21 protein-coding genes are annotated in these 23,920 nt (G+C 66.9%); 7 read left to right on the forward strand and 14 right to left on the reverse strand.

Annotated features, from left to right (window positions below):
* Positions 1-15: 15 nt before the first annotated feature.
* The 3 genes from ACP7EY_RS12295 to ACP7EY_RS12305 form a co-directional block, all read right to left on the reverse strand.
* Positions 16-576, reverse strand: coding sequence for a GNAT family N-acetyltransferase (locus tag ACP7EY_RS12295; protein WP_426193885.1), 561 nt, complete (start codon positions 574-576; stop codon positions 16-18).
* A gap of 63 nt (positions 577-639) precedes the next feature.
* A complete protein-coding gene (locus ACP7EY_RS12300; RefSeq protein WP_426193887.1) occupies positions 640-1,068 on the reverse strand; it encodes a TerB family tellurite resistance protein in 429 nt (142 codons plus the stop codon).
* A 64-nt stretch (positions 1,069-1,132) separates the two neighbouring features.
* Positions 1,133-2,095 carry a TerC family protein gene (locus tag ACP7EY_RS12305; protein ID WP_426193889.1) on the reverse strand — a complete coding sequence of 321 codons (963 nt, stop codon included), beginning with the start codon at positions 2,093-2,095 and terminating at the stop codon, positions 1,133-1,135.
* Positions 2,096-2,213: 118 nt separating this feature from the next.
* Between ACP7EY_RS12305 and nhaR the strand changes: the two genes are divergently transcribed.
* Together nhaR and ACP7EY_RS12315 are read left to right on the forward strand one after the other, a co-directional pair.
* On the forward strand, positions 2,214-3,113 hold the full coding sequence (nhaR, locus tag ACP7EY_RS12310) for a transcriptional activator NhaR (RefSeq protein WP_426193891.1): 900 nt from the start codon (positions 2,214-2,216) through the stop codon (positions 3,111-3,113).
* Positions 3,114-3,231: 118 nt separating this feature from the next.
* The gene (locus ACP7EY_RS12315; protein WP_426193893.1) at positions 3,232-4,242 is read left to right on the forward strand and encodes a zinc-binding alcohol dehydrogenase family protein; all 1,011 of its coding nucleotides are present in this window, start codon (positions 3,232-3,234) and stop codon (positions 4,240-4,242) included.
* Positions 4,243-4,260: 18 nt separating this feature from the next.
* Here the strand turns inward: ACP7EY_RS12315 and ACP7EY_RS12320 are convergent, their stop codons facing one another.
* From ACP7EY_RS12320 to ACP7EY_RS12340, 5 genes are all read right to left on the reverse strand, one after another.
* Complete coding sequence (locus tag ACP7EY_RS12320) at positions 4,261-6,798, reverse strand: TonB-dependent receptor plug domain-containing protein (protein ID WP_426193895.1); 2,538 nt, start codon at positions 6,796-6,798, stop codon at positions 4,261-4,263.
* 197 nt (positions 6,799-6,995) lie between these two features.
* The gene (locus tag ACP7EY_RS12325) at positions 6,996-7,892 is read right to left on the reverse strand and encodes a DMT family transporter (RefSeq protein ID WP_426193897.1); all 897 of its coding nucleotides are present in this window, start codon (positions 7,890-7,892) and stop codon (positions 6,996-6,998) included.
* Positions 7,893-8,017: 125 nt separating this feature from the next.
* Positions 8,018-8,674 (reverse strand): hypothetical protein, encoded by a 657-nt coding sequence (locus tag ACP7EY_RS12330; protein ID WP_426193899.1) that lies wholly within the window; start codon positions 8,672-8,674, stop codon positions 8,018-8,020.
* Between the two features lie 114 nt (positions 8,675-8,788).
* Positions 8,789-9,007 carry a TOBE domain-containing protein gene (locus ACP7EY_RS12335; RefSeq protein ID WP_426193901.1) on the reverse strand — a complete coding sequence of 73 codons (219 nt, stop codon included), beginning with the start codon at positions 9,005-9,007 and terminating at the stop codon, positions 8,789-8,791.
* 47 nt (positions 9,008-9,054) lie between these two features.
* Entirely contained in the window at positions 9,055-9,864 is an 810-nt protein-coding gene (locus ACP7EY_RS12340; RefSeq protein WP_426193903.1) for a class II glutamine amidotransferase, read from the reverse strand.
* A gap of 152 nt (positions 9,865-10,016) precedes the next feature.
* Between ACP7EY_RS12340 and ACP7EY_RS12345 the strand changes: the two genes are divergently transcribed.
* Positions 10,017-10,895 (forward strand): EAL domain-containing protein, encoded by an 879-nt coding sequence (locus ACP7EY_RS12345; RefSeq protein WP_426193905.1) that lies wholly within the window; start codon positions 10,017-10,019, stop codon positions 10,893-10,895.
* Between the two features lie 54 nt (positions 10,896-10,949).
* A complete protein-coding gene (locus tag ACP7EY_RS12350; RefSeq protein ID WP_426193907.1) occupies positions 10,950-11,429 on the forward strand; it encodes an acyl-CoA thioesterase in 480 nt (159 codons plus the stop codon).
* Positions 11,430-11,516: 87 nt separating this feature from the next.
* Here the strand turns inward: ACP7EY_RS12350 and ACP7EY_RS12355 are convergent, their stop codons facing one another.
* The 6 genes from ACP7EY_RS12355 to ACP7EY_RS12380 all read right to left on the reverse strand — a co-directional run bounded on the left by ACP7EY_RS12355 (position 11,517) and on the right by ACP7EY_RS12380 (position 20,511).
* On the reverse strand, positions 11,517-13,040 hold the full coding sequence (locus ACP7EY_RS12355) for a tryptophan halogenase family protein (RefSeq protein ID WP_426193909.1): 1,524 nt from the start codon (positions 13,038-13,040) through the stop codon (positions 11,517-11,519).
* Positions 13,041-13,090: 50 nt separating this feature from the next.
* Complete coding sequence (locus ACP7EY_RS12360; RefSeq protein ID WP_426193911.1) at positions 13,091-14,089, reverse strand: cupin-like domain-containing protein; 999 nt, start codon at positions 14,087-14,089, stop codon at positions 13,091-13,093.
* Complete coding sequence (locus ACP7EY_RS12365) at positions 14,073-14,792, reverse strand: SapC family protein (RefSeq protein WP_426193913.1); 720 nt, start codon at positions 14,790-14,792, stop codon at positions 14,073-14,075. The genes ACP7EY_RS12360 and ACP7EY_RS12365 overlap by 17 nt, the downstream gene beginning before the upstream one ends.
* Before the next feature lie 22 nt (positions 14,793-14,814).
* The gene (locus tag ACP7EY_RS12370; RefSeq protein WP_426193915.1) at positions 14,815-16,332 is read right to left on the reverse strand and encodes a tryptophan halogenase family protein; all 1,518 of its coding nucleotides are present in this window, start codon (positions 16,330-16,332) and stop codon (positions 14,815-14,817) included.
* A gap of 99 nt (positions 16,333-16,431) precedes the next feature.
* Positions 16,432-19,410: a TonB-dependent receptor gene (locus ACP7EY_RS12375; RefSeq protein ID WP_426193918.1), complete on the reverse strand. Its 2,979-nt coding sequence runs from the start codon at positions 19,408-19,410 to the stop codon at positions 16,432-16,434.
* Positions 19,411-19,581: 171 nt separating this feature from the next.
* A complete protein-coding gene (locus tag ACP7EY_RS12380; protein ID WP_426193920.1) occupies positions 19,582-20,511 on the reverse strand; it encodes a glycoside hydrolase family 16 protein in 930 nt (309 codons plus the stop codon).
* Positions 20,512-20,857: 346 nt separating this feature from the next.
* On the opposite strand from ACP7EY_RS12380, the gene ACP7EY_RS12385 reads away from it, so the two are divergent.
* Genes ACP7EY_RS12385 through ACP7EY_RS12395 form a run of 3 tightly spaced genes read left to right on the forward strand, consistent with a single transcriptional unit; the run spans position 20,858 to position 23,920 of the window.
* Positions 20,858-22,123 carry an ABC transporter substrate-binding protein gene (locus ACP7EY_RS12385; protein WP_426193922.1) on the forward strand — a complete coding sequence of 422 codons (1,266 nt, stop codon included), beginning with the start codon at positions 20,858-20,860 and terminating at the stop codon, positions 22,121-22,123.
* A gap of 7 nt (positions 22,124-22,130) precedes the next feature.
* Positions 22,131-23,060 (forward strand): carbohydrate ABC transporter permease, encoded by a 930-nt coding sequence (locus tag ACP7EY_RS12390; RefSeq protein WP_426193924.1) that lies wholly within the window; start codon positions 22,131-22,133, stop codon positions 23,058-23,060.
* The gene (locus ACP7EY_RS12395; RefSeq protein WP_426193926.1) at positions 23,057-23,920 is read left to right on the forward strand and encodes a carbohydrate ABC transporter permease; all 864 of its coding nucleotides are present in this window, start codon (positions 23,057-23,059) and stop codon (positions 23,918-23,920) included. Before ACP7EY_RS12390 ends, ACP7EY_RS12395 begins: the two co-directional genes overlap by 4 nt.

Here is a 23,920-nt window from a genome sequence, read left to right on the forward strand (position 1 = left end):
AGCAATTATGAAATTTTAATTCAAGGCAGCGCGGGCCAGCCAGGCCTCGCGCTCGATCGCGTACACCGACGTGTCGATGTCGTACCAGCGCTCGATGCCGCGGTAGCTCATGCCGAGCCGTTGCATGACCCGGGCCGAGGCGCTGTTGTCCTGGTTGCACACGGCCAGCAGGCGCGGCACCCGCAGCACCTCGAAGGCGTGGCCCGCCATGGCGCGCGCCGCTTCCGAGGCGTAACCCTGGCCCCAGGTCGCGGGCAGCAGGCGCCAGCCGATTTCGAGGGGATTGGCGGCGTCGCGCGCCAGATGCTGGATGCAGCCGGCGCCGATCAGCTGGCCGCTGGCGTGGTCGATGAACGCCCACCAGCCGTAGCCGAAGGTGCGCCAGTTGTCCTTGACCCTGGCGATGATGGCCACGGTTTCTGCGGCCGTTTCCGGCCGCCCGCTGATGTAGCGCATCACCTCGGGCATGCTGTTGAGGTGTTGCAGGCCGTCGTAATGGCAGTCGTCGAGCGGTTCGAGGCGCAGGCGCGCAGTGCGAAGGACGGGAAAGGGCGTGCTGGGGTCGGCTGACGTCATTGCATACATGAATGATTTACAAAGAGTTCGCAATATAAATCATTCGCCGGCCCGCCGCACGCTTCACAGCGCTGCCGGCGCCGGACTGGCCAGCGGGGCGCCGTTCGCGAAGCCCGTCTCGGCGCCCCACAGCATCGATGCGCGCGCCAGCAGCACCGCCTCGCCGTCGGCCAGATAGCCATCGGCGTCGGCGATGTGCCACATCGCCTGCAGCAGGCGGCGGCGCAGGGCGGGGTCGGCAATGTCGAGCAGCAGGCTGTCGAGCACGGCGGGATCGAGCTGGATCACGCCATGGTGGGCGCCGGCCAGCAGGTCTTCGCACAGGTCCTGCAGCAACTGGCGGAAGCTGTCGCGGTCAAGCGCAATATGGGCCAGGATGCGGCTGTGATCGAGCGCATCGAGTTCGCTGGGCAGCACGTTGCCGTCGACCACCATGGTCAGGGCCAGCAGGCGGCCGGCGGCCTGGGGACTATTGCTTGGGTAGTTGCGCATGATAAAACTCCTTGTAAAGTCGGTCGATGGGCCGGCGGCAGGGTGCCGCCGGCCTTGCTTGCAGTTACTTGCCATCCTTGCGTGCCACCAGCAGGCTGGCCACCACGCTGGCCCCGATCAGCACCGCCACCACCGTCAGCGACGCTTGCACGGGCACGTGGTACCACGGCATGATCAGCATCTTGACGCCGATGAAGGTGAGCACCATCGCCAGCCCATACTTGAGCAGGTGAAAGCGGTCGGCCACGTCCACCAGCAGGAAGTACAGGGCGCGCAGACCCATGATGGCGAACAGGTTCGAGGTGAACACGATGAACGGATCGGTGGTGATGGCGAAGATGGCGGGAATCGAATCGACCGCGAACACCAGGTCGGTCACCTCGATCAGTATCAGCACCAGCAGCAGGGGCGTCACGTAGCGCACGCCGTTCTGGCGCACGAAGAAACGCTCGCCATGGTCGCCCGCGGCCACCCGCAGATGGCGCCGCGCCAGCCGCATCACCCAGTTGTTGGCCACGTCGGGCGGGGCGTCGCTGGCCACCATCATGCGCACGCCCGTCACCAGCAGGAAGGCGCCGAACAGGTAGAGCACCCAGGAAAACTCGCTGACCACCCAGGCGCCTGCCAGGATCATCACGGCGCGCATGGCGATCGCCCCCAGCACGCCGTAGATCAGGACCCGGCGCTGGTACTGGCGCGGCACCTGGAAGGCGGTGAAGATCAGCAGGAACACGAAGACGTTGTCGACCGACAGGGCTTTCTCGATCAGGTAGCCGGAGAAGAACTCGAGCGCCTTGGCGTCGGCCACGGCAGCCCCGCTGGTCTCGCGCAGGTACCACCACAGGCCGCCATTGAACAGCAGCGCCATGCTCACCCATACCAGCGACCAGATGCCCGCTTCCTTGACGCTGACCTTGTGCGCCTTGTTGCCGCCAAACACAAATAAATCGAGCGCCAGCATCAGCAGCACGAAGGCGATGAAGCCTGCCCACATGGGGGCGCTCGCAATGCTTTCCAAACCGTTCATGGGACTCTCCCGCAGCGTTAATCGAATCGTGACAGCGATCGTATAGGCAGTCAAAGCATCGTACAATGCGAATTCAATACATCATCACATCGAATATTTCGATGTATTAAGGGAATCGGTGGCCAATCTCAATTACAAGCACCTGCGCTATTTCTGGACCGTGGCGCGCACCGGCAGCATCGCCCGCGCGGCGGCGCAGTTGCACCTGGCGCCCCAGTCGATCTCGGGGCAGCTCAGCGAATTTGCCGACAGCCTGGGGGTGGAACTGTTTCGCAAGGCGGGCCGGGGGCTCGAATTGACCGACATGGGGCGGCGCATTCTCGGCCATGCCGACACCATCTTCGGCGCCGGCGACGAATTGCTCGAGGCCGTGCGCGACCAGGGCGCCAGCGTGGCCGCGCCGTTCCGGGTCGGCTGCGCCGATTCGGTCTCGAAGCTGATCGCCAGCCGGGTGGTGGAGCCGGCGCTGCACCTGGCCACGCCCGTGCGGCTGATCTGCCGCGAGGGCCGGCTCGACAGCCTGGTGGCCGAACTGGCGGTGCACCGGCTCGACCTGATCATCGCCGACCGTCCCATGCCGGCCCACTTCAGCGTGCGCGGCCACAGCCACCTGCTGGGGCAGAGCGGGATGACGGCATTTGCCACGCCGGCGCTGGCGGCGCGATTTGGCAGCGATTTCCCCCACTGCCTCGACGGCGCGCCGATGCTGCTGCCGGGCGAGGATTTCGCCATTTACCACCGCCTGCTGCGCTGGCTCGACGAGTCCCGCGTGCACCCCCGCATCGTCGGCGAGTTTGACGACAGCGCCATGATGAAAGCATTCGGCCAGCGCGGCGCCGGGGTTTTTTTTTCTCCCACCGTGATCGCCCCGCAGGTGAGCGAGCAGTACGGCGTGACGGCGCTGGGGCAGGCCGATGCGCTCGTCGAGCAGGTCTACGGCATTTCCACCGAGCGGGGCCTGCGCCATCCGGCCAGCGTGGCAATCGGCGCGGCGGCGCGCGCGACCTTTGTTACCTGAGCGTGCACGCCAGGCCTTCGCCTGCACGCCGGCGGCGCAAGCGCTATGATCGTGCCAGAGCGTCGCCTGCAAGCGGCGCCGCCGATCACTGCACCACCTGATGAGAACCGGACGCCCCATGAAAGCTGTTGGATATCACCATTGCCTGCCCATCGATGACCCACTGGCGCTGGAAGACCTGGTCTTGCCGGCGCCCACCCCGCTCGCGCGCGACCTGCTGGTGCGGGTGCGCGCCGTGTCGGTCAACCCCGTCGACACCAAGATTCGCCTGCGCCGCGCGCCGGCCGATGGGCAGACGGCGGTGCTGGGCTGGGACGCCGTCGGCATCGTCGAGGCCATGGGTGCGGACGTGACGGGCTTTGCCATCGGTGACCGGGTGTTCTATGCGGGCGCGCTTGACCGCCCGGGCAGCAACAGCGAGCTGCAACTGGTCGACGAGCGCATCGTCGCCAGGGCGCCGGCCAGCCTGAGCGACAGCGAAGCGGCCGCGCTGCCGCTGACCGCCATCACCGCCTGGGAGTTGCTGTTCGACCGCCTGCGCATGCCGCTGGGCGGCGCCAGCGGCAAGACATTGCTCATCGTCGGCGGCGCCGGCGGGGTCGGCTCGATCCTGATCCAGCTGGCGCGCCAGCTGACCGGGCTGCGGGTGGTGGCCACCGCCTCGCGCGCGGCCACGCGCGACTGGTGCCTGGCACTGGGCGCACACCTGGTGCTCGATCATGCCATGCCGCTGGCGCCGCAACTGGCCGCGGCCGGCATCGACGCGGTCGACGCGGTGGCGTCGCTGACCCACACCGAGGCCCATTACGCCGACCTGATCGCCTGCATCCGTCCGCAGGGCCAGCTGGCGCTGATCGACGATCCCGCGCAGCTCGACGCCGTGGCCCTCAAGACCAAGTCGATTTCACTGCACTGGGAACTGATGTTTACCCGCTCGCTGTTCCACACCGACGACATGGCCGAGCAGGGCAAGCTGCTCGCCCGGGTCGCCGCGCTGGTCGACGAGGGCCGCATCCGCACCACCCTCAATGCCAGTTTCGGCACCATCACGGCGGCCAACCTGCGCCGCGCGCACGCGCTGCTCGAGAGCGGCACGGCGCAGGGCAAGGTGGTGCTGGCCGGTTTCTGAGTCCGCCGGCCCCACCGCTCAGAAGCGGTAGTTCAGGCGCGCATACACGTAGCGGCCGGCGCGCCCGAACGGCGAGCGGTTCGCGTAGGGCACCGCGCCGGTGGTGTTGAGGGAGGCGGGCAGGGCGTCCGGGTAGATATCGAACAGGTTGTCCGCACCGAGCGCGATTTCGGTCGCTGCGGTGAGCCTGTAGCGCGCCTCGGCGTTGACGATGGTTTTCGGCGTGAGCACGAAGTCGAGCGCCTCGGTCGTGCCGGCCGACACCACCTCGCCGTAGCGGGTGACGTTGAGCGAGCCGCCCCAGGCCTCACCCTTCCAGTTGGCGCCGGCGCTGATCTTGTTTTTCGGCTGGCCCCGTTCCAGGCTGACGATGTTGGCGCGGCCGAACAGGATGGGCGCCGGATTGAGCGCCGATAACTGCGCCGTGGCCGGGGTGCGCGTCACCTCGGTCTTGTTGTAGTTGCCGGCCAGGGTCAGGTCGAGGCGGCCCCAGCTTTGCTTGCGCAGCGGCCAGTTCAGCACCACGTCGATGCCGTCGGTGCTCGTGTCGACGCCGTTGATGAAGAAGCGCCCGCCGCCCACGCCCGTCAGGCCCAGGGTTTGCAGGTACTGGCGCACGCCGGTGGAGGTCAGGTTTTCCGACAGCACGATGCGGTTGTCGATGTTGATGCGGTAGGCGTCGGCGGTGATGCTGACCGGGCCCAGCTTCCACACCGCGCCCAGCGAATAATTGACCGATTTTTCCGCTTCCAGCGGCTTGGCGCCCAGCGCGATGGCGGCCGCGTCGCCCGGCTTGAAGGTGGCGATATTGAAGGCCACGCCGTCGATGAAGGTCATCGAGGTGGAGGTGTAGTACTGCTGCTGGGGAGACGGCGCGCGAAAGCCGTTCTGCACCGCGCCGCGCAGGGCGAAGGCGGGCGTGAACTCGTAGCGCAGGGCCAGTTTGCCGGTGAGGTTGCTGCCGAAGTCGGAGTAGCGCTCGGCGCGCGCCGCCAGCGAGGCCAGCAGTTCAGGCCGCAGGCGGGTTTCCAGGTCGATGAAGGCGCCCACCGAGTGGCGGCTGGCATCGACCGCGTTGGCCGGCGTGTAGCCGGGGAAGACCTGGGCGCCGGCGGCGGTGGGCAGGCCGCTGGCCAGCACGGCGCCGCCGTAGCGGTAGGAATCGGGTTCACCCGCCCACAACTGGTAATTTTCGCCCCGCAGCTCGGCCCCCAGCGCCACGTTCAGGGGCGCCGCCAGGCCCACCTCGACGGGACGCACCGCCGAGAAATTGCCGGTCAGTTGCTGGTAGCCGAAGCCGCCCGCGTAAAACGCCGTCTTGCTGGTGGGGCCGATCGAGCGGTTGAGCGAGTTGCTGACGTCAAAATCGAGCTTGTTCTTGCCGTACACCACCGAGGTGTCGAAATCCCAGCCATTGTTGGTCCAGCTGGTGCCCAGCGCGGCGCTGTAGTCGTCGACGATGCTGCCGATCAGCGGCAGGTAGCCGTCCGGATACAGGGCGACGATGTTCTCGTCCTGCAGGGGGCGGCGGAAGAAGCCGGCCGAATCGGACTGGCGCCGCTGGTAGCTGGCCCAGGCGTAGAGCTTGCGGCCGTCGTCGAGGGTGCGGCCGGCGTTGGCGAACAGGGTCGCCTGTTTCAGTTCCGGCTCGCCCGACCAGGTGTCGAAGCGATTGGCAGTCAGTTCGCGCGGATCGAAGGCGCCGTTGACCTTGGCGTAAAACTGGCGCACATCGTAGCCGCTGCGTTCGGAATGCTGCTGTTTTTTCAGTTCTGCCGACAGGGTCAGGAAGCCGTCCTCGCCCAGGCTGAAACCCTTCCAGCCGCCGACGGTGACGGTGCCGCCGTCGGTGCGGCTGCGTTCTGTGGGCGCGTTCAGCGCCAGGCCGGCCGGGGCGGCGCCGGGATTGAAGCCGTACGTCGTGTCGCGCACGCCCGCATTGACGGACAGGGCGCCGCCGCTGCGGTTTTCGCGCAGGCGGAAGTTGATCACGCCGGCAATTGCGTCCGAGCCGTACTGGGCGGCGGCGCCATCGCGCAGCACTTCGACGGTGGAGATGGCGAAGGCGGGGATGGTATTGAGGTAGACCGAGGCCGAGCCGCGGCCGACGGTGCCGTTGACGTTGACGAGCGCGGAAGCGTGGCGGCGTTTCGAATTGACCAGCACCAGCACCTGGTCGGGCGCCAGGCCGCGCAGGGTGACGGGGCGCACGGTGTCGGTGGCGTCGGTCAGGCCGGGACGGGGAAAGTTCAGCGCCGGCAGGGCCGCCGCCAGCGCCTCGGCCACTTCGGTGACGCCGCGATTGGTGAGGGCCTCGGCGGAGACGACGTCGACGGGCGAGGCCGTATCGAGCACCGAGCGGTTCGACACGCGGGTGCCGGTGACGATGATGCTGGCGGTGGGCTCGCCGGGCTCGCTGGCGCGCTGGCCGGCGGCGTGCGCGGCCAGCGGCATGCCGGCGCACAGGGCAGCGATGGCGCAGCCGATGGCGTGCAGCCGGAACAGCGGGTTGGTGGGGGTGGTGGTGCGCGCTTGCGCGATGCCTGCGGAAATCATGCTGCCCTTTTGTCTGGTAGAACGGCGCGCGTCGGCGGCGCCGGCAGTGGCGCGATTGCGCACTGCCGACGCAGTTTATCGTTGCAGTCGGGAATTTCTAACGATTGATTATCGATATGTAAATGCGTTTTTTGTGGCGCATGTCGGCGCCCGCCGTGCCTGTTCGCCACGGGCGCGCGGCCCACCGCTGCCAGCGCTCAGTCGATGGCGGCCGGCCTGGCTGGCGGCCGTGGCGGCGCCTGCGGTGTGCCGCGCGCGGCGAGCACGATGGCAGACAGGATCAGGGCGGCGCCGGCCAGCACGCGTGGCGCCGGCTGCTGGCCGAACAGCCACCAGGCGCAGCCGATGGCGTAGACGGGTTCGAGCGAGAGGATCATGCCGGCGCCGCGCGCGCTCAGGCCCGCCAGGCTGGTGACGAACAGCCATTGCGCCAGCCCCGTGCAGAACACCCCCAGCAGGGCCAGGAACCCCCAGTCGGCCTGGCCCAGCGCGCCCAGTTTGCCCAGCGCAAACGGCGCCAGCACCGCGCAGACGACGGCGTTTTGCCAGAACGCCACCTGCATCGCCGCCATGCCCCGCGCGCCGCGCCGGTTGGCGATGGCCAGCAGGGCAAACGACAGGCCGGAAGCGATGCCCCACAGCAGGCCGGCGGTGCCATGGTCACGGTAGTCGAAGGACGGGGTGACCAGCAGCAGTCCCAGTGTGACCAGGCCCAGCAGCGCGGTCTCGGTGGCGCCGATCCGTTCACGAAACACCAGCACATCGAGCACGGCGATCAGGGCGGGAAAGCTGGCAAAGCCCAGCGTCGCCACGGCCACGCCGCCCACCTTGACGGCGACAAAAAAGCTCACCCAGTGGGCTGCCAGTAGCAGGCCGGTCAGGCCGAGCACGCCCAACTGCGGGCCGGACAGGCCCTTGAGCAGGGGGCGGCGGCGCAGCCGCGCGATCAGGGCCAGCGCGGCCACGGCAAACGCGGCCCGGCCGAAGGTGATGACGCTGGCGTCGGCGTGGATGAGGGCGCCGAAGATGCCCGTCAGGCCGAACAGCACGGCGGCGAGATGCGCCGCCGTCAGCGCCGTACGATGGGGGGACATGCGGGTTCACTTTCCGGTGGCGGGCGGCGCCGTGGTGGCGCGGCCGGTCCGGTACTATAAGCGATCGGCGCTGCGGCGGGCGACAAAGGCACGCCGCCCCGCGGCATGCCGCAGGCCGCAGGCCGTCAGAAACAGGTGCTGGCGATGGGCGCCGTTGCCCCCGGCAGATAAAAGTCGATCGCCGCTGGTCTGACGGGCCCGTCCGGTCGCTGCGGCGCCAGTTGCACCAGCGCCGCCACCTGGGGCTGGCCGTCGTAGCCCAGGGTGAGGAAATCACCGCGGTAGCCGGGCGGATTTTCCCTGACAAAGATGGCGATGCGGTAGCGCAGCGTGGGAAAGAACTGCCTGGGAAAGAACTGGGACGGCGGTCCCAGCTGGAAAGCGCCGCGCGCCGCCTGGACCACCAGCGGCGTTTGCGAGGACATGGGCTCGCTGGAGACATTGATGGTGTCGGGCGTGCCGATGTCGTAACGGGCGTTGCCCGCTTCGACGAAAAACCGGTTGGCGTCGTAGTTGAAGCCGGCCAGGCTGCTGCCCTGGACGTCGATCGAGCAGATATCGAACAAGGCCCAGAAACTGCCTGGATTGACGCCGCCGAGCTGGCGCTGGGTATTGTTGACGCTGGCCTGGAAAGACCGGACATTGGCGACATGCTGGTATTTGATGGCCACCGCTTTTTTCAGATTGGCGTCCAGTTCGGCGCAGCCCGACAGCAGGGCGGCACCGGCCAGCATGGCCAGGAAGCAACGCGCGTTGCGGGTGCGACTCGGTCGTGCGCTCATGGTCGTGCCTCCGTCGGTGAGATCTGCCCAGGGGCCGATGCGCCCTTGAAAACAGTCTGCCGGCCGGCGCGCTCGCGCGCTTGATGCCGCTCAATCGGGCGCAGTGGCGACGGCTTATGCGATTTTGGCCAGCGACACATCGGTCGCCTTGACGAGCGCGATCACTTCGCTGCCCACCTTCAGTTCCAGGTCGGCGATCGAGCGCGTGGTGATGATGGAGGTGACGATGCCGTTGGCGGTTTCGACGTCGACTTCCGACACCACCGAGCCGCGGATGATTTCCTTGATGATGCCGCGAAACTGGTTGCGGACGTTGATCTCTGAAATAGACATACTGTTTTCCAATGGGTTGAGGGAAATACGACAAGAAAGGCGTTCAATTAGTAACTGAGCAGCAGGCGCCGCTTCTGGTGCGCCGGCGTGGGCGCATGCTGGGGCACGCCGTCGGCAAACATGCTCAGCTGCCCGGGCGCCAGCGCCAGCCACTGCTCGCCGCTGGTAAGCGGTTCGGTGGCGACCACCACCATGCGGTCATCGAGGTGGTTGTGGCGGTTGAAATCGATCTGCAGGTCGCAGTCGAGCAGGCGGGCCTGGGCGAACGGGTACTGGCGGATGACGTAGTGCAGGCGCGTCGAGCAGTGCGCCAGCAGGATGTCGCCGTTCGAGAGGATGAAATTAAAGGTGCCGTGGCGGGCGATGGCGCCGGCGATGGTGGCGACGGCGTCGAACAGGGCGCTGCGCCCCGGCTGCGTGGCAAAGCGCGTGGCCAGCGCGCCCATCAGGTGGCAGAAGGCGCGCTCGCTGTCGGTCTGTCCCACCGGCGTGTAGGCGCCGGTGCTGGGGGGCGCGAAGTCGACCAGGTTGCCATTGTGCGCGAACGACCAGGTGCGGCCCCACAGCTCGCGGGTAAACGGGTGGCTGTTGGCCAGCGAGATGGCGCCCTGGGTGGCTTTGCGGATGTGCGCCACCACGTTGCGCGCCCGCAGGCGGCTTTCCTTGAAGGCCTGCACCAGCGGCGAGTCGCTCGAGGCACGCTGGTCGATGATCAGGTGGCAGCTTTCGGCGCCGTGAAAGGCGATGCCCCAGCCGTCACTGTGTTCGGCGGTGCGCCCGCCCCGCTCGGCAAAGCCGGCAAAGCTGAAATCGAGGCCGGCCGGTTTACTGCTGTTCATTCCCAAGAGTTGACACATCTGCACATCCGGTGAATTCGATGCCTGAGCTTATCCGCTGCGGGTGCGGGCGCGAACGAAGGTTTCCAAGTATCGATATGTGGATCGCTTCGTTGGACGGCGGGGGCGGCGGCCGTAGACTGCATTTCTTTACATTCGCGGCAAGCTATCCCATGGCATTTCCCGCTCTGAACGACTACCTGGCGCGCCTTGGCGATGCCCCTTCGGCCAGTGCGTCGGTCTGGCGCAGCGCCGATGGCCGCGTCCACGAGCAATTTTTCAATTGCACCCTGACCAGCGCCTTCCAGCCCATCCATGCGCTCGGTGCCGACGGTGCCGCGCCGGCCGCCCTCGAGGCCCTGGCGCGGGGGGCGTCCGGGCACGATGCCGGCTTGTCGCTGTGGCGCATGCTCGACCATGCCGCCAGCGACGACCAATCGGTGGAACTGGACCGGCTGTGCCGCATGCTGCATGCCATTAATTTCTTTCGGCAGGCCGAGGCCGGCGACGGCGACCTGTATTTAAGCGTGCATGACCGCCTGCTCAGCGCCGTCAGCAGCAATCACGGCTACGCCTTCCGCCGCATTCTCGCGGCGCTGGGCTTGCCCGCCGAGCGCATCGTGCTGCAACTGCCGGCGGTGGGCGCGGCCAGTCGCTGGCTGGCCAATTATGTTGCCGACAATTACAGGCGCAATGGCTTTCGGCTGGCCTTCAACGCCGCCAGCATCGCCGATGCGATGGACGCCATCGGCCAGTTCCAGCCCCACGCCGTGAAGATCGATGCGCGCGTGCTGCGCGACGGCGCCGCCTTGCCCGCCTTGCTCGAACTGGCGCAAGGGGCGGGCGTCACGGTGATCGTCAAGCGGCTCGACAGCGCTGCCGGGCGCGCCCTGATCGAGCGCGCCGCCGCGCACAGTGGCGCCACGGCCTGGGCCCAGGGCTACCTGATGGACACGCCGCGCGCGGCCTTGTCCGCCTTGCGCCAGGGGCCGCTGCCGGCCGCGCCGCCGACCCGGACCGCGCGCGGCGACGAGGTCGGGCAGGGCGCTTGACAGCGCCGGCGATTTTTCGGCTACGATATGCTTTTAGGCAACAGGATGCAATCCATGGCAGACCACCCCCACCGGGCCAATCACGAGCTCACGATGACGGTGCTGATGACCCCCGACATGGCCAATTTTTCCGGCAACGTGCACGGCGGCACCATCCTCAAGTTTCTCGACAGCGTGGCCTACGCCTGCGCCAGCCGCTATTCGGGCCGCTATGTTGTCACCCTGTCGGTCGACGAGGTGATGTTTCTGCAGCCGATACACGTCGGTGAACTGGTCACCTTCCTCGCCTCGGTCAATTACACGGGCACCAGTTCGATGGAAATCGGCATCCGCGTGAACGCCGAAAACATCCAGCAGCGCACCGTGCGGCATGCCAACAGCTGCTATTTCACGATGGTTGCCGTCGACGAGGACCGCAAGCCCCAGCGTGTGCCCGTGCTGGTGCCCGAGACGGACGAGCAGCGCGCGCGCTTTCGCAAGGCCGAACTGCGCAAGCGCTCGCGCCAGGAACTGCACGGCCGCTCTCCGAACTGATGCGCGTGGCAGGGGGGCGCCGGCGCGCCGGCCCTTGCCGCACCGGGCCAGCGGTGATCAGTGAAAATCAGTGAAAATCAGTGAAAATCAGCGGCTGGCGGGCGGCGCCGGCGCGCCGCAGTAGCGCTCGACGTAGTCCTGGTGGCCCGGTAGCTGCGCCACGGTGCGCTCGACGCCGCCGCGGATGTTGTCGAGGAACGCGCGCAGTTCCTCGTCGCCCATCAGGTCGGCGCTGGGATGGTGCTGGCGCGGGTGGATGCCCTGGCCCAGCATGACCTGGATCCACGAATTTTCGGCGAACAGTTCATTGGGCGCGCGGAACACCCGGCCGCTGTCGGCGAACAGGTCGATGCGCTGGCGCAGCGAGGGCGGCAGGTCCAGGCTGGCGCAGGCGCGCCAGAACGGCGTGTCGCGCCGCTCGGTGACGTGGTAGTGCAGGATGATGAAATCGCGGATATGTTCGATCTCGGCGGCCGTCTGGCGGTTGTATTCGTCGATATCGGTCTGAAAAATGCCATCGGTGGGGAACATCTGCATCAGGCGCACGATGCCGCGCTGGATCAGGTGGATGCTGGTCGACTCGATCGGCTCAAGAAAGCCGCTGGCCAGCCCCAGCGCGACGCAGTTGCCGGCCCAGGTGCGCGCGCGCTGGCCGGGCTTGAAGCGGATCACGCGCGGGGTGGTCAGCACGGCGCCGCCGATATTGGCCATCAGGGTCGCTTCGGCGGCGGCGTCGTCGACGTAGGTGCTGGCGAACACGATGCCGTTGCCGACCCGCTCCTGCAAGGGGATCTGCCACTGCCAGCCGGCGCCGTGGGCGATCGAGCGCGTGTAGGGCACGGCGGGGCGGGTGGCCGCCGTCTGCACGGCGATGGCGCTGTCGGCGAACAGCCAGTGCGACCAGTCCTGGTAGGGCTGGCCCATGGCCTGGCCGATCAGCAGGGCGCGAAAACCCGTGCAGTCGATGAACAGGTCCGCTTCGATGCTGCTGACCGAGTCCAGCTGCAGCGCGGTGATGTCGCCGCTGGCCGGGTCGCGCCGGACGGCGTCGATCTTCGCCTCGACGCGCCTGACGCCGTAGCCTTCGGCGAACTTGCGCAGGAACCTGGCGTAGCGCGAGGCGTCGAGGTGGTAGGCATAGTTCATGCCGTTCTTGGGCAGGTGGGCGAAGCGGTTCAGCTGCGCCGCCTTCAGTTCCAGGCAGTAGTCGCCGTAGGCGCCGGCCAGTTCGCGCTCGCGCCCCTTGTGCCAGAAATGCTGGAAGCCGGCGGTCCAGTGATCGACCCCGGTCATGCCGAACGAGTGGATGTAGTCGGCGCCGACGGCGCGCCAGTTCTCGAAGCTGATGCCCAGCTTGAAGGTGGCCTGGGTGGCGGCCATGAACTCCTGCTCGTTGATCTCGAGCAGGCTGTGGAAATTGAGCAGGGTGGGAATGGTTGCCTCGCCCACGCCCACCGTGCCGATCTCGTCGGACTCGATCAGGGTGATGTCGAGGCGCTGGCCCAGTACTTTCGAGATGGCGGCGGCGGCCATCCAGCCGGCGGTGCCGCCGCCGGCGATGACGACGCGCCGGACCGGCCGTGGTGGAATGCTGCTGCGATCGATCGTCATGCGGTCTCCTTGCACCGTTTTTTACGGTGGTATTGTTATCAGTTTAATTGTTATCGGTTTAATTTTTTCAGCAGCTGCGCGCGCAGCACGCGGGTGGCGTCGTCGTCCAGTGGCGCCAGGATGCCGCGCGCGGATGCGGCGATGTGGGCGACGCCGGCCTCGTCGGCCTCGAACACGTAGTGGCGGAACTGCGCCTGCCAGGCGGCCCGCTGTTCGGGCGGCAGGCCGCGGATCGTCATCATCGCCAGCAGCAGCGCGCTGGTGGGGGTGTCGACGTAATCGGGCACGCCGCGCCACCAGTAATTGACCAGCACATTGAAGGGCTCGAGCGCTTCGACGTGGTGCCACCACATGCTGGGAATGAAGATGGCGTCGCCGGGCCCCAGTTCGGCCACCTGGGCGTGTTCGAGCGCGCGCGCGAAGCGGGGATGGCGCGCCAGGTCGGGCCGGCGAAAATCGACCAGGCTGATGGCCTGGCCGGCCGGGGTGAAGTCGAGCGGACCCACGTACAGGTTGTCCAGCTGCCCGGGCGGGAACACGGTGAAGCGGCGGCGCCCGGCCGCCACGCAGGCGATATTGTCGGGCACGTCGTAATGGGCGGCGATGCGGGTGCGGTTGCCGATCCAGATGCTGGCGAGCGCGTCGCGCCCGCCCAGGTCGATGTCGTTGAGCGCGCGCAGCCCCGGCAGGCAGGTGTCGACCGTGGTCGAGCCCACGTAGATGGCCGGTGCCGGATCGCTGGCGGCGTGCTTGTCGAGTTCATCGAGCACCTGGTCGAGGCGCACCCGCAAGGGCGCAAAATTAAAGCCCGACAGATCCTCGTTGTAAAAGAAGCGGCCGTCGATGGCGGGCGCGCCCAGCATGGCGGTGACGGTGGCGTCGCGGTAGAAGCGGCGCAGGTAGGCGCTGGCCTGGCCGGCCCGCGCCGCCGCCACCAGCGGCCACTGGCGCACCAGGCCGCGCAGCAGCAGCGGTTCGCTTGAACTGAGCCAGGCCTCGTCGAGCGCGTCGGCGGCAATCTCGCGCATCGGCCTAGGCGATGCTGGCATGGGCGCGGTTTTTGGCGTTTTTGCGCTCGATCAGGCCGCGCAGCTTCGACAGCGAAGCGAGCGCCATGAAGATCGCCTGCAGGTAGCCGGCCCGGTGCAGTTCGCCCAGTACGCTCGCCTCGAGCGCGCCCAGGCGCTCTTCGTGGATGGCATAGAAGCCGGCCAGCCGGCCTTCGCTGCCGTCGTCGAGTTCGATGTCGAGCACGAACGATTCGAGCAGGTCCAGCGCCAGCAGCGCGTCCATGAACAGGGGCGTGGCCTGCAAACCCTGGTGCAGCGTCAGCAGGGTGGAATTGACCTGTTCGAGGAAGTCGGTGGTGCCGCCGTGCGGCAGGAACACCGCTTCGCCGTCCTCGTTCGAGCAGCGCGGGCTGTCCAGGTCGACGTGCACCAGCAGCGTCTCGCCATCGACGCCGATCAGGAAGGGCTGGCGCGCCACCGCCAGCGGGATCACGGGGGCATCCCAGCCGCCGTTGGCGAGGAACAGGTTTTCACCTTCCACGAAGCCGAACAGGGCGACCGGCTCGAAATGGGTGCCGTCGTCCGATTTTCGGAACACGATCGGGTAGCAGGCCTGCAGGTCGCGGAACTCGGCGGGGAAGGTGGGTGCGAACATCTGCCGCTCGGCCAGCGCGGCGGCGTGGCCGGTGCGGATGCGCAGGTGCTTGTGGTCGACGTTGTTGAGCAGGACGGGCTTGGACATCGTGGTGCTTTCGGTGAAATGGTCAGATGGAGGGCAGGCCGTGGCGGGCGATGTGCGCCAGCAGCGTGCGGTTGTCGGGCAGCGCCGGCAGCATGCGCTCGGCCAGCGTGGCCGCTTCGCGGAAGTACTGTTCGGCCACGCCGGCATGGTCGGCGCCGCGCGCGCGCGCCTGGCCGTCGAAGCCCATGCCATACAGGATGTACTGGTAACTGGCGGCGGGGAACACTTCGCCGGTGCGGGGAAAGTCGCTGCGCGCGGGCGCCCGGTGGCGCCACAGCTGCAGCAGCTCGGCCAGGCGCTCGGGGATGCTGGCGCTGTCGCGGTGGTCGCGCCAGAAGTCGCTGTCGGTGCGCCGGCTGAGCACATAATGGAGCTTGAGGAACTCGATCACCCGCTCCCAGGAATAGGTAAAGCGCTCGTTGAAGCGGCGCCCGACGATGTCCATGGTGGCGCGCTCGAACGGCAGGTCGTCGCTGATGGCGATCGCCGCCATCTCCACCAGCGCCAGCGCGGACGCCTCGAGCGGCTCGATGAAGCCGCCCGCCAGGCCGACGGCGACGCAGTTACGGTGCCAGAAGCGCTCGCGGTAGCCGGGCGTGAAACTGATCTTGCGCGGGGTGGCGATATCGCGTTCGCCGATGTAGGCGCGTAGGGCTGCCTCGGCCTGGGCGTCGTCGCAGTGGGCGCTCGAATACACGTGGCCGACGCCGCGCCGGCTGGGCAGGCCGATGTCCCAGATCCAGCCGCCCGCCTGCGCCGTCGCCGTGGTCTGCGAGGCGATCGGCGCATCCGGCTGCGGGTAGGGCACCTGCACGGCCAGCGCGCGGTCGTTGAACAGGATGTGCGCCTGTTCGCGCAGCGGCACCTGGTAGTGCCGCCCCAGCAGCAGCGACTGCATGCCGCTGCAGTCGATGTACAGGTCGCCGGCCAGGTCGCCGTGGGCGGCCGTGCGCAGCGAGGCGATGTCGCCGTTCTCGGCGCTGTTGATGGCCACCACGTGGTCGAGCAGGTGGCGCACCCCCAGCTTTTCCACGCAGTGGGCTTTCAGGAAGGCGCCGAACTTGCCGGCGTCGAGGTGGTAGCCGTAATTGGCCACCGCCGCGAACTGCGGGGTGCTGGCCTGCTTGGGCGCGCGCCCGTGGGCGCACAGGCGCGGCTGAAAACTGACGGTGTCGGCGAAGGGGCGGGCGCCGACACCCTGGTGGCGCTGCCAGTGCGCCACCAGGTCGGTTTCGCCGAAGCCCTGCGGCAGCACGAAGGGGTGATAGTAATGGTCGTCCCCCTGGCCGGTTAGCCAGCCGTCGAAGCGCGAGCCCTGCTTGAAGGCGGCGTCGCAGCAGCGCAGGAAATCGCTCTCCTGCACGCCGATGCGGCGCAAGGTGTCGCGCATCGACGGCCAGCTGCCTTCGCCGACGCCGATCGGGGCGACGTCGGGCGACTCGATCAGCGTCACCTGCACGGCGCCGGCATGATCGGCGGCGATCACGCCGGCGCTGAGCCAGCCGGCCGAACCGCCGCCGACGATGACGATCTGTCTCAAATTCGATGGTTCCATAATTGCGTAAAAGGAAACGAAAGTCTAACCGAAAACGGCCGCTGTGAATCAGCGGCCGCGTTCGTACAGTTTATGCTGCCAGCATCAGAACTTGTAGCGGGCGCCCACCATGTAACGGGGCCCCGACTGGGTGGCGTACAGCACCTCGGTCTTGGTGCGGCCGTGCACGCGCGAGGTTTCGTTGGTCAGGTTGATGGCCTCGACCTGGAAACTGAGCTTGTCGGTGTAGGCATAGGTGACCGACAGGTCAAGCTGGCCATAGGCCTCGGTGTACTGGGGATTCGGGCCGTAGCTGTCGAAGTTCGACGAGAGGAACTCGCCGCGCCAGTTGTAGGCCGCGCGCGCGGTCCACTTGGCGTTCTCGAAGATGCCGATCAGGTTGGCTGAATTGGACAGTCCCAGCAGGGCAAACTGCTCGCCCTGCGAGGCGTTGTCGTACTTCAGGCCCGAATGCACCCAGGTGTAGTTGGCCTGGACGCCGAAACCGCTGTTGCCGAACATGTGCTGCAGATTGACTTCGGCGCCGTGCAGGCTGGCGTCCTTCTGGTTGGCGAAGGAGTTGATCTTGAAGTTGGCGATCGGGTCGCCCGGCTGGCCGACGATATTGCCGGTGGCGTTGCCCGCATCATCGTCCTTGCCGCGCGTCACGCCGGGGGCGGTCGGGTGGTTGCGGAAGATGAAGTTGCGGATGCAGACGGCATCGCTGCCGCAGCCGCTGGCCGACGCTTCGTTCCACAGCGCGCCGCCGACGGGCGTGTGCAGGTTGAACGGCTGGGCCGTCACGGTCGACTGGCCGGCGTAGTCCTTCAGGTCCTTGTGGAACAGGCCCAGCGAAGCGAAGCTCGCTTTGCCGAAGTACCATTCGAGCGAGACGTCGAGGTTCTTCGACTTGACCGGCTTGAGGGCCGGATTGCCCTGCGAGCCGGAGCCGCCGTTCACACGGGCGAGCTGGTCGAGCGTCTGGCCGCCCTGGATCTGGTCGTAGCGGGGACGGCCGATGGTTTCGCCGTAGCTGGCGCGCAGTTTCAGGTCCTTGCGCAGGTCGATGTCGAAGTCCAGGCTGGGCAGCACATTGTGGTAGCTGCCACCGAGGTTGGTAAACAGCGGGTTGCCGAAGGCCACCGAGAATTCATTGGCCGAGACCATGGTGATGCTCGTCGCGCTGGGCACCAGGGCGGCCGACGATACATCGGTTTTCTCGTAGCGCACGCCGATCCCCGTGTGCATCGGCATGGCGGTGTCCCAGTCGGTGTTGAACTGGAAGTAGCCGCTTTTCGATTTTTCGCCCGTGCGGCGGTCGGTGTCGAAGGTCGATTTCGGCGTGTACAGGGCGGGCAGGCCGGACGCGGTGGCGGCCAGCTGGCGTACCTGGGCAAAATTAAAGGTGTAGAACTGGTTGAACAGTTTCGGGTTGTTGCTGCCGTCGATCTGGTCGAAATACTGGCGGATCGTGTCGGCGTGCCAGACACTGCTCGGGTAGTCAGCCGGGCTGGTGGCGCCGCCCCAGGTGTCGCGCTGCTGGTTGGAGAAGGCCGAACGGTTGTCGACCTTGGTGGCGGCCAGGCCGAAGTTCAGCTGCGACGATTCGCGCACTTTCCAGCGCGCGCTGACCTGGGCCTGCTCGACCTCGCCCTTCATGTACGCATTCTGGAACGACGAACCGGTGACCTGCTGGCGCGCCTTGACGAAGTCGGCGCCTTCGATCGACAGCACGGGGAAGTCCTGGGTGAAGTCGGCGCTGGTGGTGCCGCGCGAGAAGCTGGCCGTGCCCAGCGTGTTGGACGAGCCGAACGGGCTGTCCGCCTTCGATTCGGCGACCGATTTGTGGGCGTCGAATTCGAGTTTCAGGTCCGGCGTCGCTTTCCACGCCAGGTTGATGCCCAGCGCATTGTTCTGCGTCTTGGTGGCGAAGTCGGCGCCGCCCATGGCGATGTCGCTATTGGCTGGATTGATGATCTCCGTGTAGACCAGGGGACCGGAGACGGGGCCCTTGCTCCACGAACTGGTCGAGGGGCCGAAATTGAACCAGGCCGAGATGTCGTTGCGCTTGGTCTGGATCTTGTTTTCCGAGTAGCTGTAGTCCAGCGTGGTGACGAATTCCTTGACGGGGGCGAACTGCAAGGTCAACTGGCCGTTGGTGCGCTGGCGCTTGATGCCGGTCATGCTGTAGTTCAGATTTTGCGGGACCGAATAGACGTCATTCGGGCCGGGACGGTTGGTGATGCCAGCCGAGCCGTAAGGGCCGGGCGTGCCCGGCTGGGCGATCGTGCCCCAGTTGTTCTCGTCGCCCTTGAACGGGCCGTGCCAGCCGCTCGAGACGGAGGCCTGGTTGTAGCCGGAATTGCGCTCCTGGTAGCTGCCGGAGACGGCGATGCCGAAGCGGCCGTCGGCCGAGGTATTGCTGTAAATGCCAGAAATTTCCGGCGTCGTCGATTTGCTGGCCTTGACATCGCCCGGCAGATTGTTGTTCGAGGTGTCGCTCACCGCTTTCACGCCCACGCTCGAGAGCAGGCCCGGGCGCTCGAGCGGGCGCGCGGTCATGACGTTGAGGGTGGCGCCGACACCGCCGGTGGGCGAATCGGCGCGGCTGGTCTTGTACACCTGGATCTGCGAAATCGCTTCCGAGGCGACATTGGCGAAGTCGAACGAGCGGCCGTTCAGGTCGCCCAGGTTGGAGGTGGCCATCTGGCGGCCATTGAACAGCACCATGTTGAAGTCGGGGCCGATGCCGCGCACGGTGACCTTCTGGCCTTCGCCGTTGACGCGGTCGATCGACACGCCGGAAATGCGCTGGAGCGCTTCGGCCAGGTTGGTGTCGGGGAACTTGCCGATGTCTTCGGCGACGATGCCATCGACGATGCCGTCGGCATTGCGCTTGAGGTTCAGCGACGACAGCAAGCTGCTGCGCAAGCCGCTGACCACCACGGTCTGCAGTTCGCCGCTAACGGGGGTGGTCTGGGCGCCCGTGCTCTGGGCGTGGGTCAGGCCTGGGGTAAACAGGGCCGCGCAGGCACTGGCTACCGCAAGGCTGAGTAAAGTCTGCTTTGCCTTTGGATGTTGCATCTTGTCTCCTGAATGATGAATGCCGGCATGCTCGTTGGTGATCCTGGCTGCCGGTTCTGCTGTTACCCGAAATTATCTTACTGCCTGCTTCGCCTCGCTTTCTTTGGAATGGAAACGTTTCCATCCAAGGTTTCGTGAATATTAAGTATCTTGAAAAAGATTGTCAATCGATTATTGGGACTGCGATGATGCGGCGGGCTGTTTTGGCGGGGAAGCAACAGTGGCGGCCGCCCGTGCCGGCGCCTGGAACACCCGCACGTAGTCTATTTCCAGTTGCTGGGGCAGGCTGGCATCGTCGACCGCGCCACCGAGGTCGCCGCCGATGGCCAGGTTCAGCAGCAGGTACTGGGGGCTGGCGAACGGCCACTGGCGGTAGTCGCCGTCGCCGCCCTTGCGCAGGCTGTTGTAGGGGCGGCCGTCGACGCCGATGACGAGCTGGTCGGGCGTCCACAGCAGCTGGTAATTGTGAAAGGCGTGGCAGGCATCGTCGACGCGGATGGCCTTGCTGTTGGGGGTGTTCATGGGCCAGTTCTGCGCGCCCGTGTAGATGCTGCCGAGAATCTCGCCGCGCTTGTTGCCCACGTGTTCCATGATGTCGATTTCGCCGTCGCCAGGCCAGCTGCCGCGGCTGCCCAGCATCCAGATGGCCGGCCAGGTGCCGCCGCCGCACGGCAGCCGGGCGCGCACCTCGAAAAAGCCGGTGGTCCAGCTGGCCAGGCCGCGCGTGAACAGGCGGGCCGACGAGTAGGGCTGGCCGCCATGGTCGGGCAAGTCCGCCAGAGCTTCCTTGCGGGCGGTGATGATCAGCTTGCCGCCGGCCACCCGGCTGTTTTCCAGCCGTGCTCGCGCATAGTACTGGCGCTCGTGGTTGAACCAGCCCTGGCGGTTGAACGCCGTGTCGTAGTCCCAGCGGGTGGGGTCGGGCAGGCCGTCGGTGTCGAACTCGTCGGACCACACCAGTTGCCAGCCGGCCGGCACGGCCAGCGGCACCGTCAGCGGGGCAGGCGTGTTGGCCGCCAGCGCGGTGGCCGCCAGCGCGGTGGCCAGCCATGCACTGAGCATGACTGCCGTGGTGGTGCTGCCGAACATCGTCGTCCGCATGGTTGGAAACCTTTCCAATTTGATTGGGCCGAATATAGCACCGAACTATTTTTGAAGTCAATTTGCAGTGCCGCATGGGAGTGCTGCGTTGGCGGGCGCCAGGGGAGGGCGCCAGAGGGGATGCCCGTGGATAAAATATTTTTTGAAACTGTTGCGTTTTCAACAGTCCAGACGATCCGGGTCGGCTCGCGTTGGGTGGGCGCGCCCCGATCCATGGCACAGTACGCTAGCAAGCGTTGACAGGCATTTTGGCCCGGTGCTATAGTCGGGCCGGAAAAATGGGAACGTTTCCATTTTTCACACACAAAATCAGAGCGGACCCCAGGTCCGCCATACAGGAGACGGGATGAATCCCATTCGCATGAGCGCGCTGTCCATGGCTGTGGCGCTGGCCCTGGCGCTGGCCGGCGCCGCGCACGCCGCCGCGCCGGTGGCGGTCGGCGCCGGCCCCACCGCCGAAGTGATCCACTGGTGGACCTCGGGCGGCGAATCGAGCGCCGTCATGCAGGTGGCGCAGGCCTACCGCGCCGCCGGCGGCAGCTGGATCGACACCGCCATCGCCGGCGGCGACCAGTCGCGCGCCGTCACCATCAATCGCATCGTCGGCGGCAATCCGCCCACGGCGGCCCAGTTCAACACCTCCAAGCAGTTCCTCGACGTGATCGAGCAGGGCATGCTCAACAACGTCGACGACGTCGCCGCCCGCGAAGGCTGGGAGCAGATGCTGCCGGCGCCCATCGTCAACGTGATCAAGGTCAAGGGCCACTGGTACGCGGTGCCCCTGAACATTCACATGCAGACCTGGATCTGGTATTCGCAGGCGGCGTTCAGGCAGGCCGGCATCGCCCGCGAGCCGGCCACCATGGACGAGCTGTTCGCCGCCCTCGACAAATTGAAAGCGGCCGGCCTGGTGCCGCTGGCGCACGGCGGCCAGGCCTGGCAGGAAACCGTGCTGTTCTCGGCCATCCTGGCCAATATGGGCGGGCGCGAACTGTACCTGGCGGTGATGCGCGAGCGCGACCCGAAGGCCATCAGTTCGGACGCCTTCAAAAAAGTGCTGCTGGCGTTCAAGCGCATGCAAGGCTACACCGATGCCGGCGCACCGGGGCGCAACTGGAACGACGCCACCGCCATGCTCATTCGCGGCAAGGCCGGCGTGCAGATCATGGGCGACTGGGTCAAGGGCGAGTTCACCGCCGCGCGCCAGGTGGCCGGCAAGGACTACGGCTGCATCGCCGGGCTGGGGCCGGCGGTGCCTTACCTGATCCAGGGCGATGTGTTCGTGTTCCCGAAAACGAGCAACCCGAACGCCGTCAAGGCGCAAAAACTGCTCGCCAGCGTGGTGGTGGCGCCCGCCACCCAGCTCGCCTTCAGCCAGCTCAAGGGCTCGATCCCCGTGCGCATGGATGTCGACACCGCTAAACTCGACGCCTGCGCCCAGAAGGGCATGGCAGTCATGCGCGACAAATCGCGCCAGGTCGGCGTCTCCGAGGTGTACCTCACGCCCGACCAGAACGGCGCCATCCAGGATGTACTGACGGCCTACTGGAACACCGCCATGCCGGTCGAGAAAGCGCAAAAGAACTTTGCCGCAGCCCTCAAGAACGGCTGAGCGCGCCATGCCCCGCTCCGGCCCCGCTGCTTCCGCTCCCGCGCCCGTCGCCGCCAGGCGCGCGCGCGCGCCGAGCGCGCTCGCCTCCTACGCTGCGCTGCTGCCGATGGCGCTGACGGTGCTGGTGGCCTACCTGGGCAGCGTGCTGTGGACGCTGCGCACCTCGCTGACCAATTCGCGTACCTTCGCCTCCGACCAGTTCATCGGCCTGGCCCAGTACGAGCGCCTGTTCGACAACGAGCGCTGGCTGCTGTCGCTGCACAACCTGGCCTTCTACGGCGTGCTGTTCATCGTCGCCTGCCTGGTGCTGGGCACCCTGCTGGCGATCTTCATCGACCAGCACGTGACGGGCGAGGGCGTGCTGCGCACGATTTTCCTGTACCCGTACGCGATGAGTTTTGTCGCCACCGGCCTGGTCTGGCAGTGGCTGCTCGCGCCCGGCCTGGGCATCGAGCAACTGTTCCTCATGCTGGGCCTGGACGGCGTGCGCTTCGACTGGATCGTCGACCAGGACCTGGTGATCTACACCGTCGTCATCGCCGGCGTGTGGCAGGCCGCCGGGCTGGTCATGGCGCTGCTGCTGGCCGGCCTGCGAGGCGTCGACCCGGAAATCTGGCAGGCGGCCCGGCTAGACGGTATTCCCGCCTGGCGCGTCTACCTGTCGATCGTGCTGCCCATGCTGGGCCCCAGCTTTGCCACCGTGCTGCTGCTGCTCTCGACCGCCGTCGTCAAGCTGTACGACGCGGTGGTGGCGATGACCCAGGGCGGCCCTGGCATCGCCAGCGAGGTGCCCGCCAAGTTCATCATGGACCACCTGTTCCTGCGCTCGAACATCGGCCTGGCCTCGGCGGCGGCGATGGTGCTGCTGGCGCCCGTGCTGGCGATCCTGGTGCCGTATGCGTATGGCCGCAGCCGTAGTCGTGGCCGCGCATCATGAGGGCGTCCGCCACCGGCCGCATCGGCCGCATCGGCATCTACCTGTTCCTGCTGGGCGCGGCGCTGTTTTTCCTGCTGCCCCTGTACGTGATGCTCGTCACCTCCGTCAAGAGCATGGACGAGATCCGCGCCGGCGGCGTGTTCGCGCTGCCCCTGTCCGTCACGTTCGAGCCGTGGCGGCTGGCCTGGAGCGAAGTGTGCACGGGCGCCTCCTGCGAAGGCGTGCGCGCCGGTTTCTGGAATTCGGTGGCGATCGCCGTGCCGGCCACGCTGCTGCCGATCGCGCTGGGCGCCGTCAACGGCTACGCGCTGTCGTTCTGGAAGCCGAAAGGGGCCGGCGTGCTGTTCGCGCTGCTGCTGGCCGGTGCCTTCATTCCCGTCCAGGTGATGCTCTACCCGATGGTGCGCATGATGGCGGCGATCGGCGTGTTCGGCTCGCTGCCGGCCATCGTGCTGGTGCACACGGTGTTCGGCCTGCCCCTGATGACGCTGTTGTTTCGCAATTACTATGCGGGCGTGCCCCATGAACTGTTCCAGGCGGCGCGCATCGACGGCGGCGGCTTCTGGCGCATCTTCCTGCAGGTGATGCTGCCGATGTCGACGCCGATCATCGTCGTCGCCGCCATCATGCAGGTCACCGGCGTGTGGAACGACTATATTCTCGGGCTGGTGTTCGCCGGGCGCGACAACCTGCCGATGACGGTGCAGCTCAATAACGTCATCAACACCACCACCGGCACCCGCCTCTATAACGTCAACATGGCCGCCACCATCCTCACCGCGCTGGTGCCGCTGGCCGTGTATTTTCTGTCCGGCCGCTGGTTCGTGCGCGGTATCGCCGCCGGCGCTGTCAAAGGGTAA

This window comes from Massilia sp. DWR3-1-1, assembly GCF_049898325.1.
In the GTDB taxonomy this organism is placed as follows: Bacteria; Pseudomonadota; Gammaproteobacteria; order Burkholderiales; family Burkholderiaceae_D; genus JAFCUW01.

Coding starts and splice junctions, on each gene's coding strand:
- ACP7EY_RS12350 (WP_426193907.1), top strand. CDS start 10,950: ATGGCAGACCACCCCCACCGGGCCAATCACGAGCTCACGATGACGGTG.
- ACP7EY_RS12385 (WP_426193922.1), top strand. CDS start 20,858: ATGAATCCCATTCGCATGAGCGCGCTGTCCATGGCTGTGGCGCTGGCC.
- ACP7EY_RS12375 (WP_426193918.1), bottom strand. CDS start 19,410: ATGCAACATCCAAAGGCAAAGCAGACTTTACTCAGCCTTGCGGTAGCC.
- ACP7EY_RS12355 (WP_426193909.1), bottom strand. CDS start 13,040: ATGACGATCGATCGCAGCAGCATTCCACCACGGCCGGTCCGGCGCGTC.
- ACP7EY_RS12335 (WP_426193901.1), bottom strand. CDS start 9,007: ATGTCTATTTCAGAGATCAACGTCCGCAACCAGTTTCGCGGCATCATC.
- ACP7EY_RS12300 (WP_426193887.1), bottom strand. CDS start 1,068: ATGCGCAACTACCCAAGCAATAGTCCCCAGGCCGCCGGCCGCCTGCTG.
- ACP7EY_RS12295 (WP_426193885.1), bottom strand. CDS start 576: ATGACGTCAGCCGACCCCAGCACGCCCTTTCCCGTCCTTCGCACTGCG.
- ACP7EY_RS12305 (WP_426193889.1), bottom strand. CDS start 2,095: ATGAACGGTTTGGAAAGCATTGCGAGCGCCCCCATGTGGGCAGGCTTC.
- ACP7EY_RS12360 (WP_426193911.1), bottom strand. CDS start 14,089: ATGCCAGCATCGCCTAGGCCGATGCGCGAGATTGCCGCCGACGCGCTC.
- ACP7EY_RS12395 (WP_426193926.1), top strand. CDS start 23,057: ATGAGGGCGTCCGCCACCGGCCGCATCGGCCGCATCGGCATCTACCTG.
- ACP7EY_RS12315 (WP_426193893.1), top strand. CDS start 3,232: ATGAAAGCTGTTGGATATCACCATTGCCTGCCCATCGATGACCCACTG.
- ACP7EY_RS12330 (WP_426193899.1), bottom strand. CDS start 8,674: ATGAGCGCACGACCGAGTCGCACCCGCAACGCGCGTTGCTTCCTGGCC.
- ACP7EY_RS12325 (WP_426193897.1), bottom strand. CDS start 7,892: ATGTCCCCCCATCGTACGGCGCTGACGGCGGCGCATCTCGCCGCCGTG.
- ACP7EY_RS12365 (WP_426193913.1), bottom strand. CDS start 14,792: ATGTCCAAGCCCGTCCTGCTCAACAACGTCGACCACAAGCACCTGCGC.
- ACP7EY_RS12380 (WP_426193920.1), bottom strand. CDS start 20,511: ATGCGGACGACGATGTTCGGCAGCACCACCACGGCAGTCATGCTCAGT.
- ACP7EY_RS12345 (WP_426193905.1), top strand. CDS start 10,017: ATGGCATTTCCCGCTCTGAACGACTACCTGGCGCGCCTTGGCGATGCC.
- ACP7EY_RS12340 (WP_426193903.1), bottom strand. CDS start 9,864: ATGTGTCAACTCTTGGGAATGAACAGCAGTAAACCGGCCGGCCTCGAT.
- ACP7EY_RS12320 (WP_426193895.1), bottom strand. CDS start 6,798: ATGATTTCCGCAGGCATCGCGCAAGCGCGCACCACCACCCCCACCAAC.
- ACP7EY_RS12390 (WP_426193924.1), top strand. CDS start 22,131: ATGCCCCGCTCCGGCCCCGCTGCTTCCGCTCCCGCGCCCGTCGCCGCC.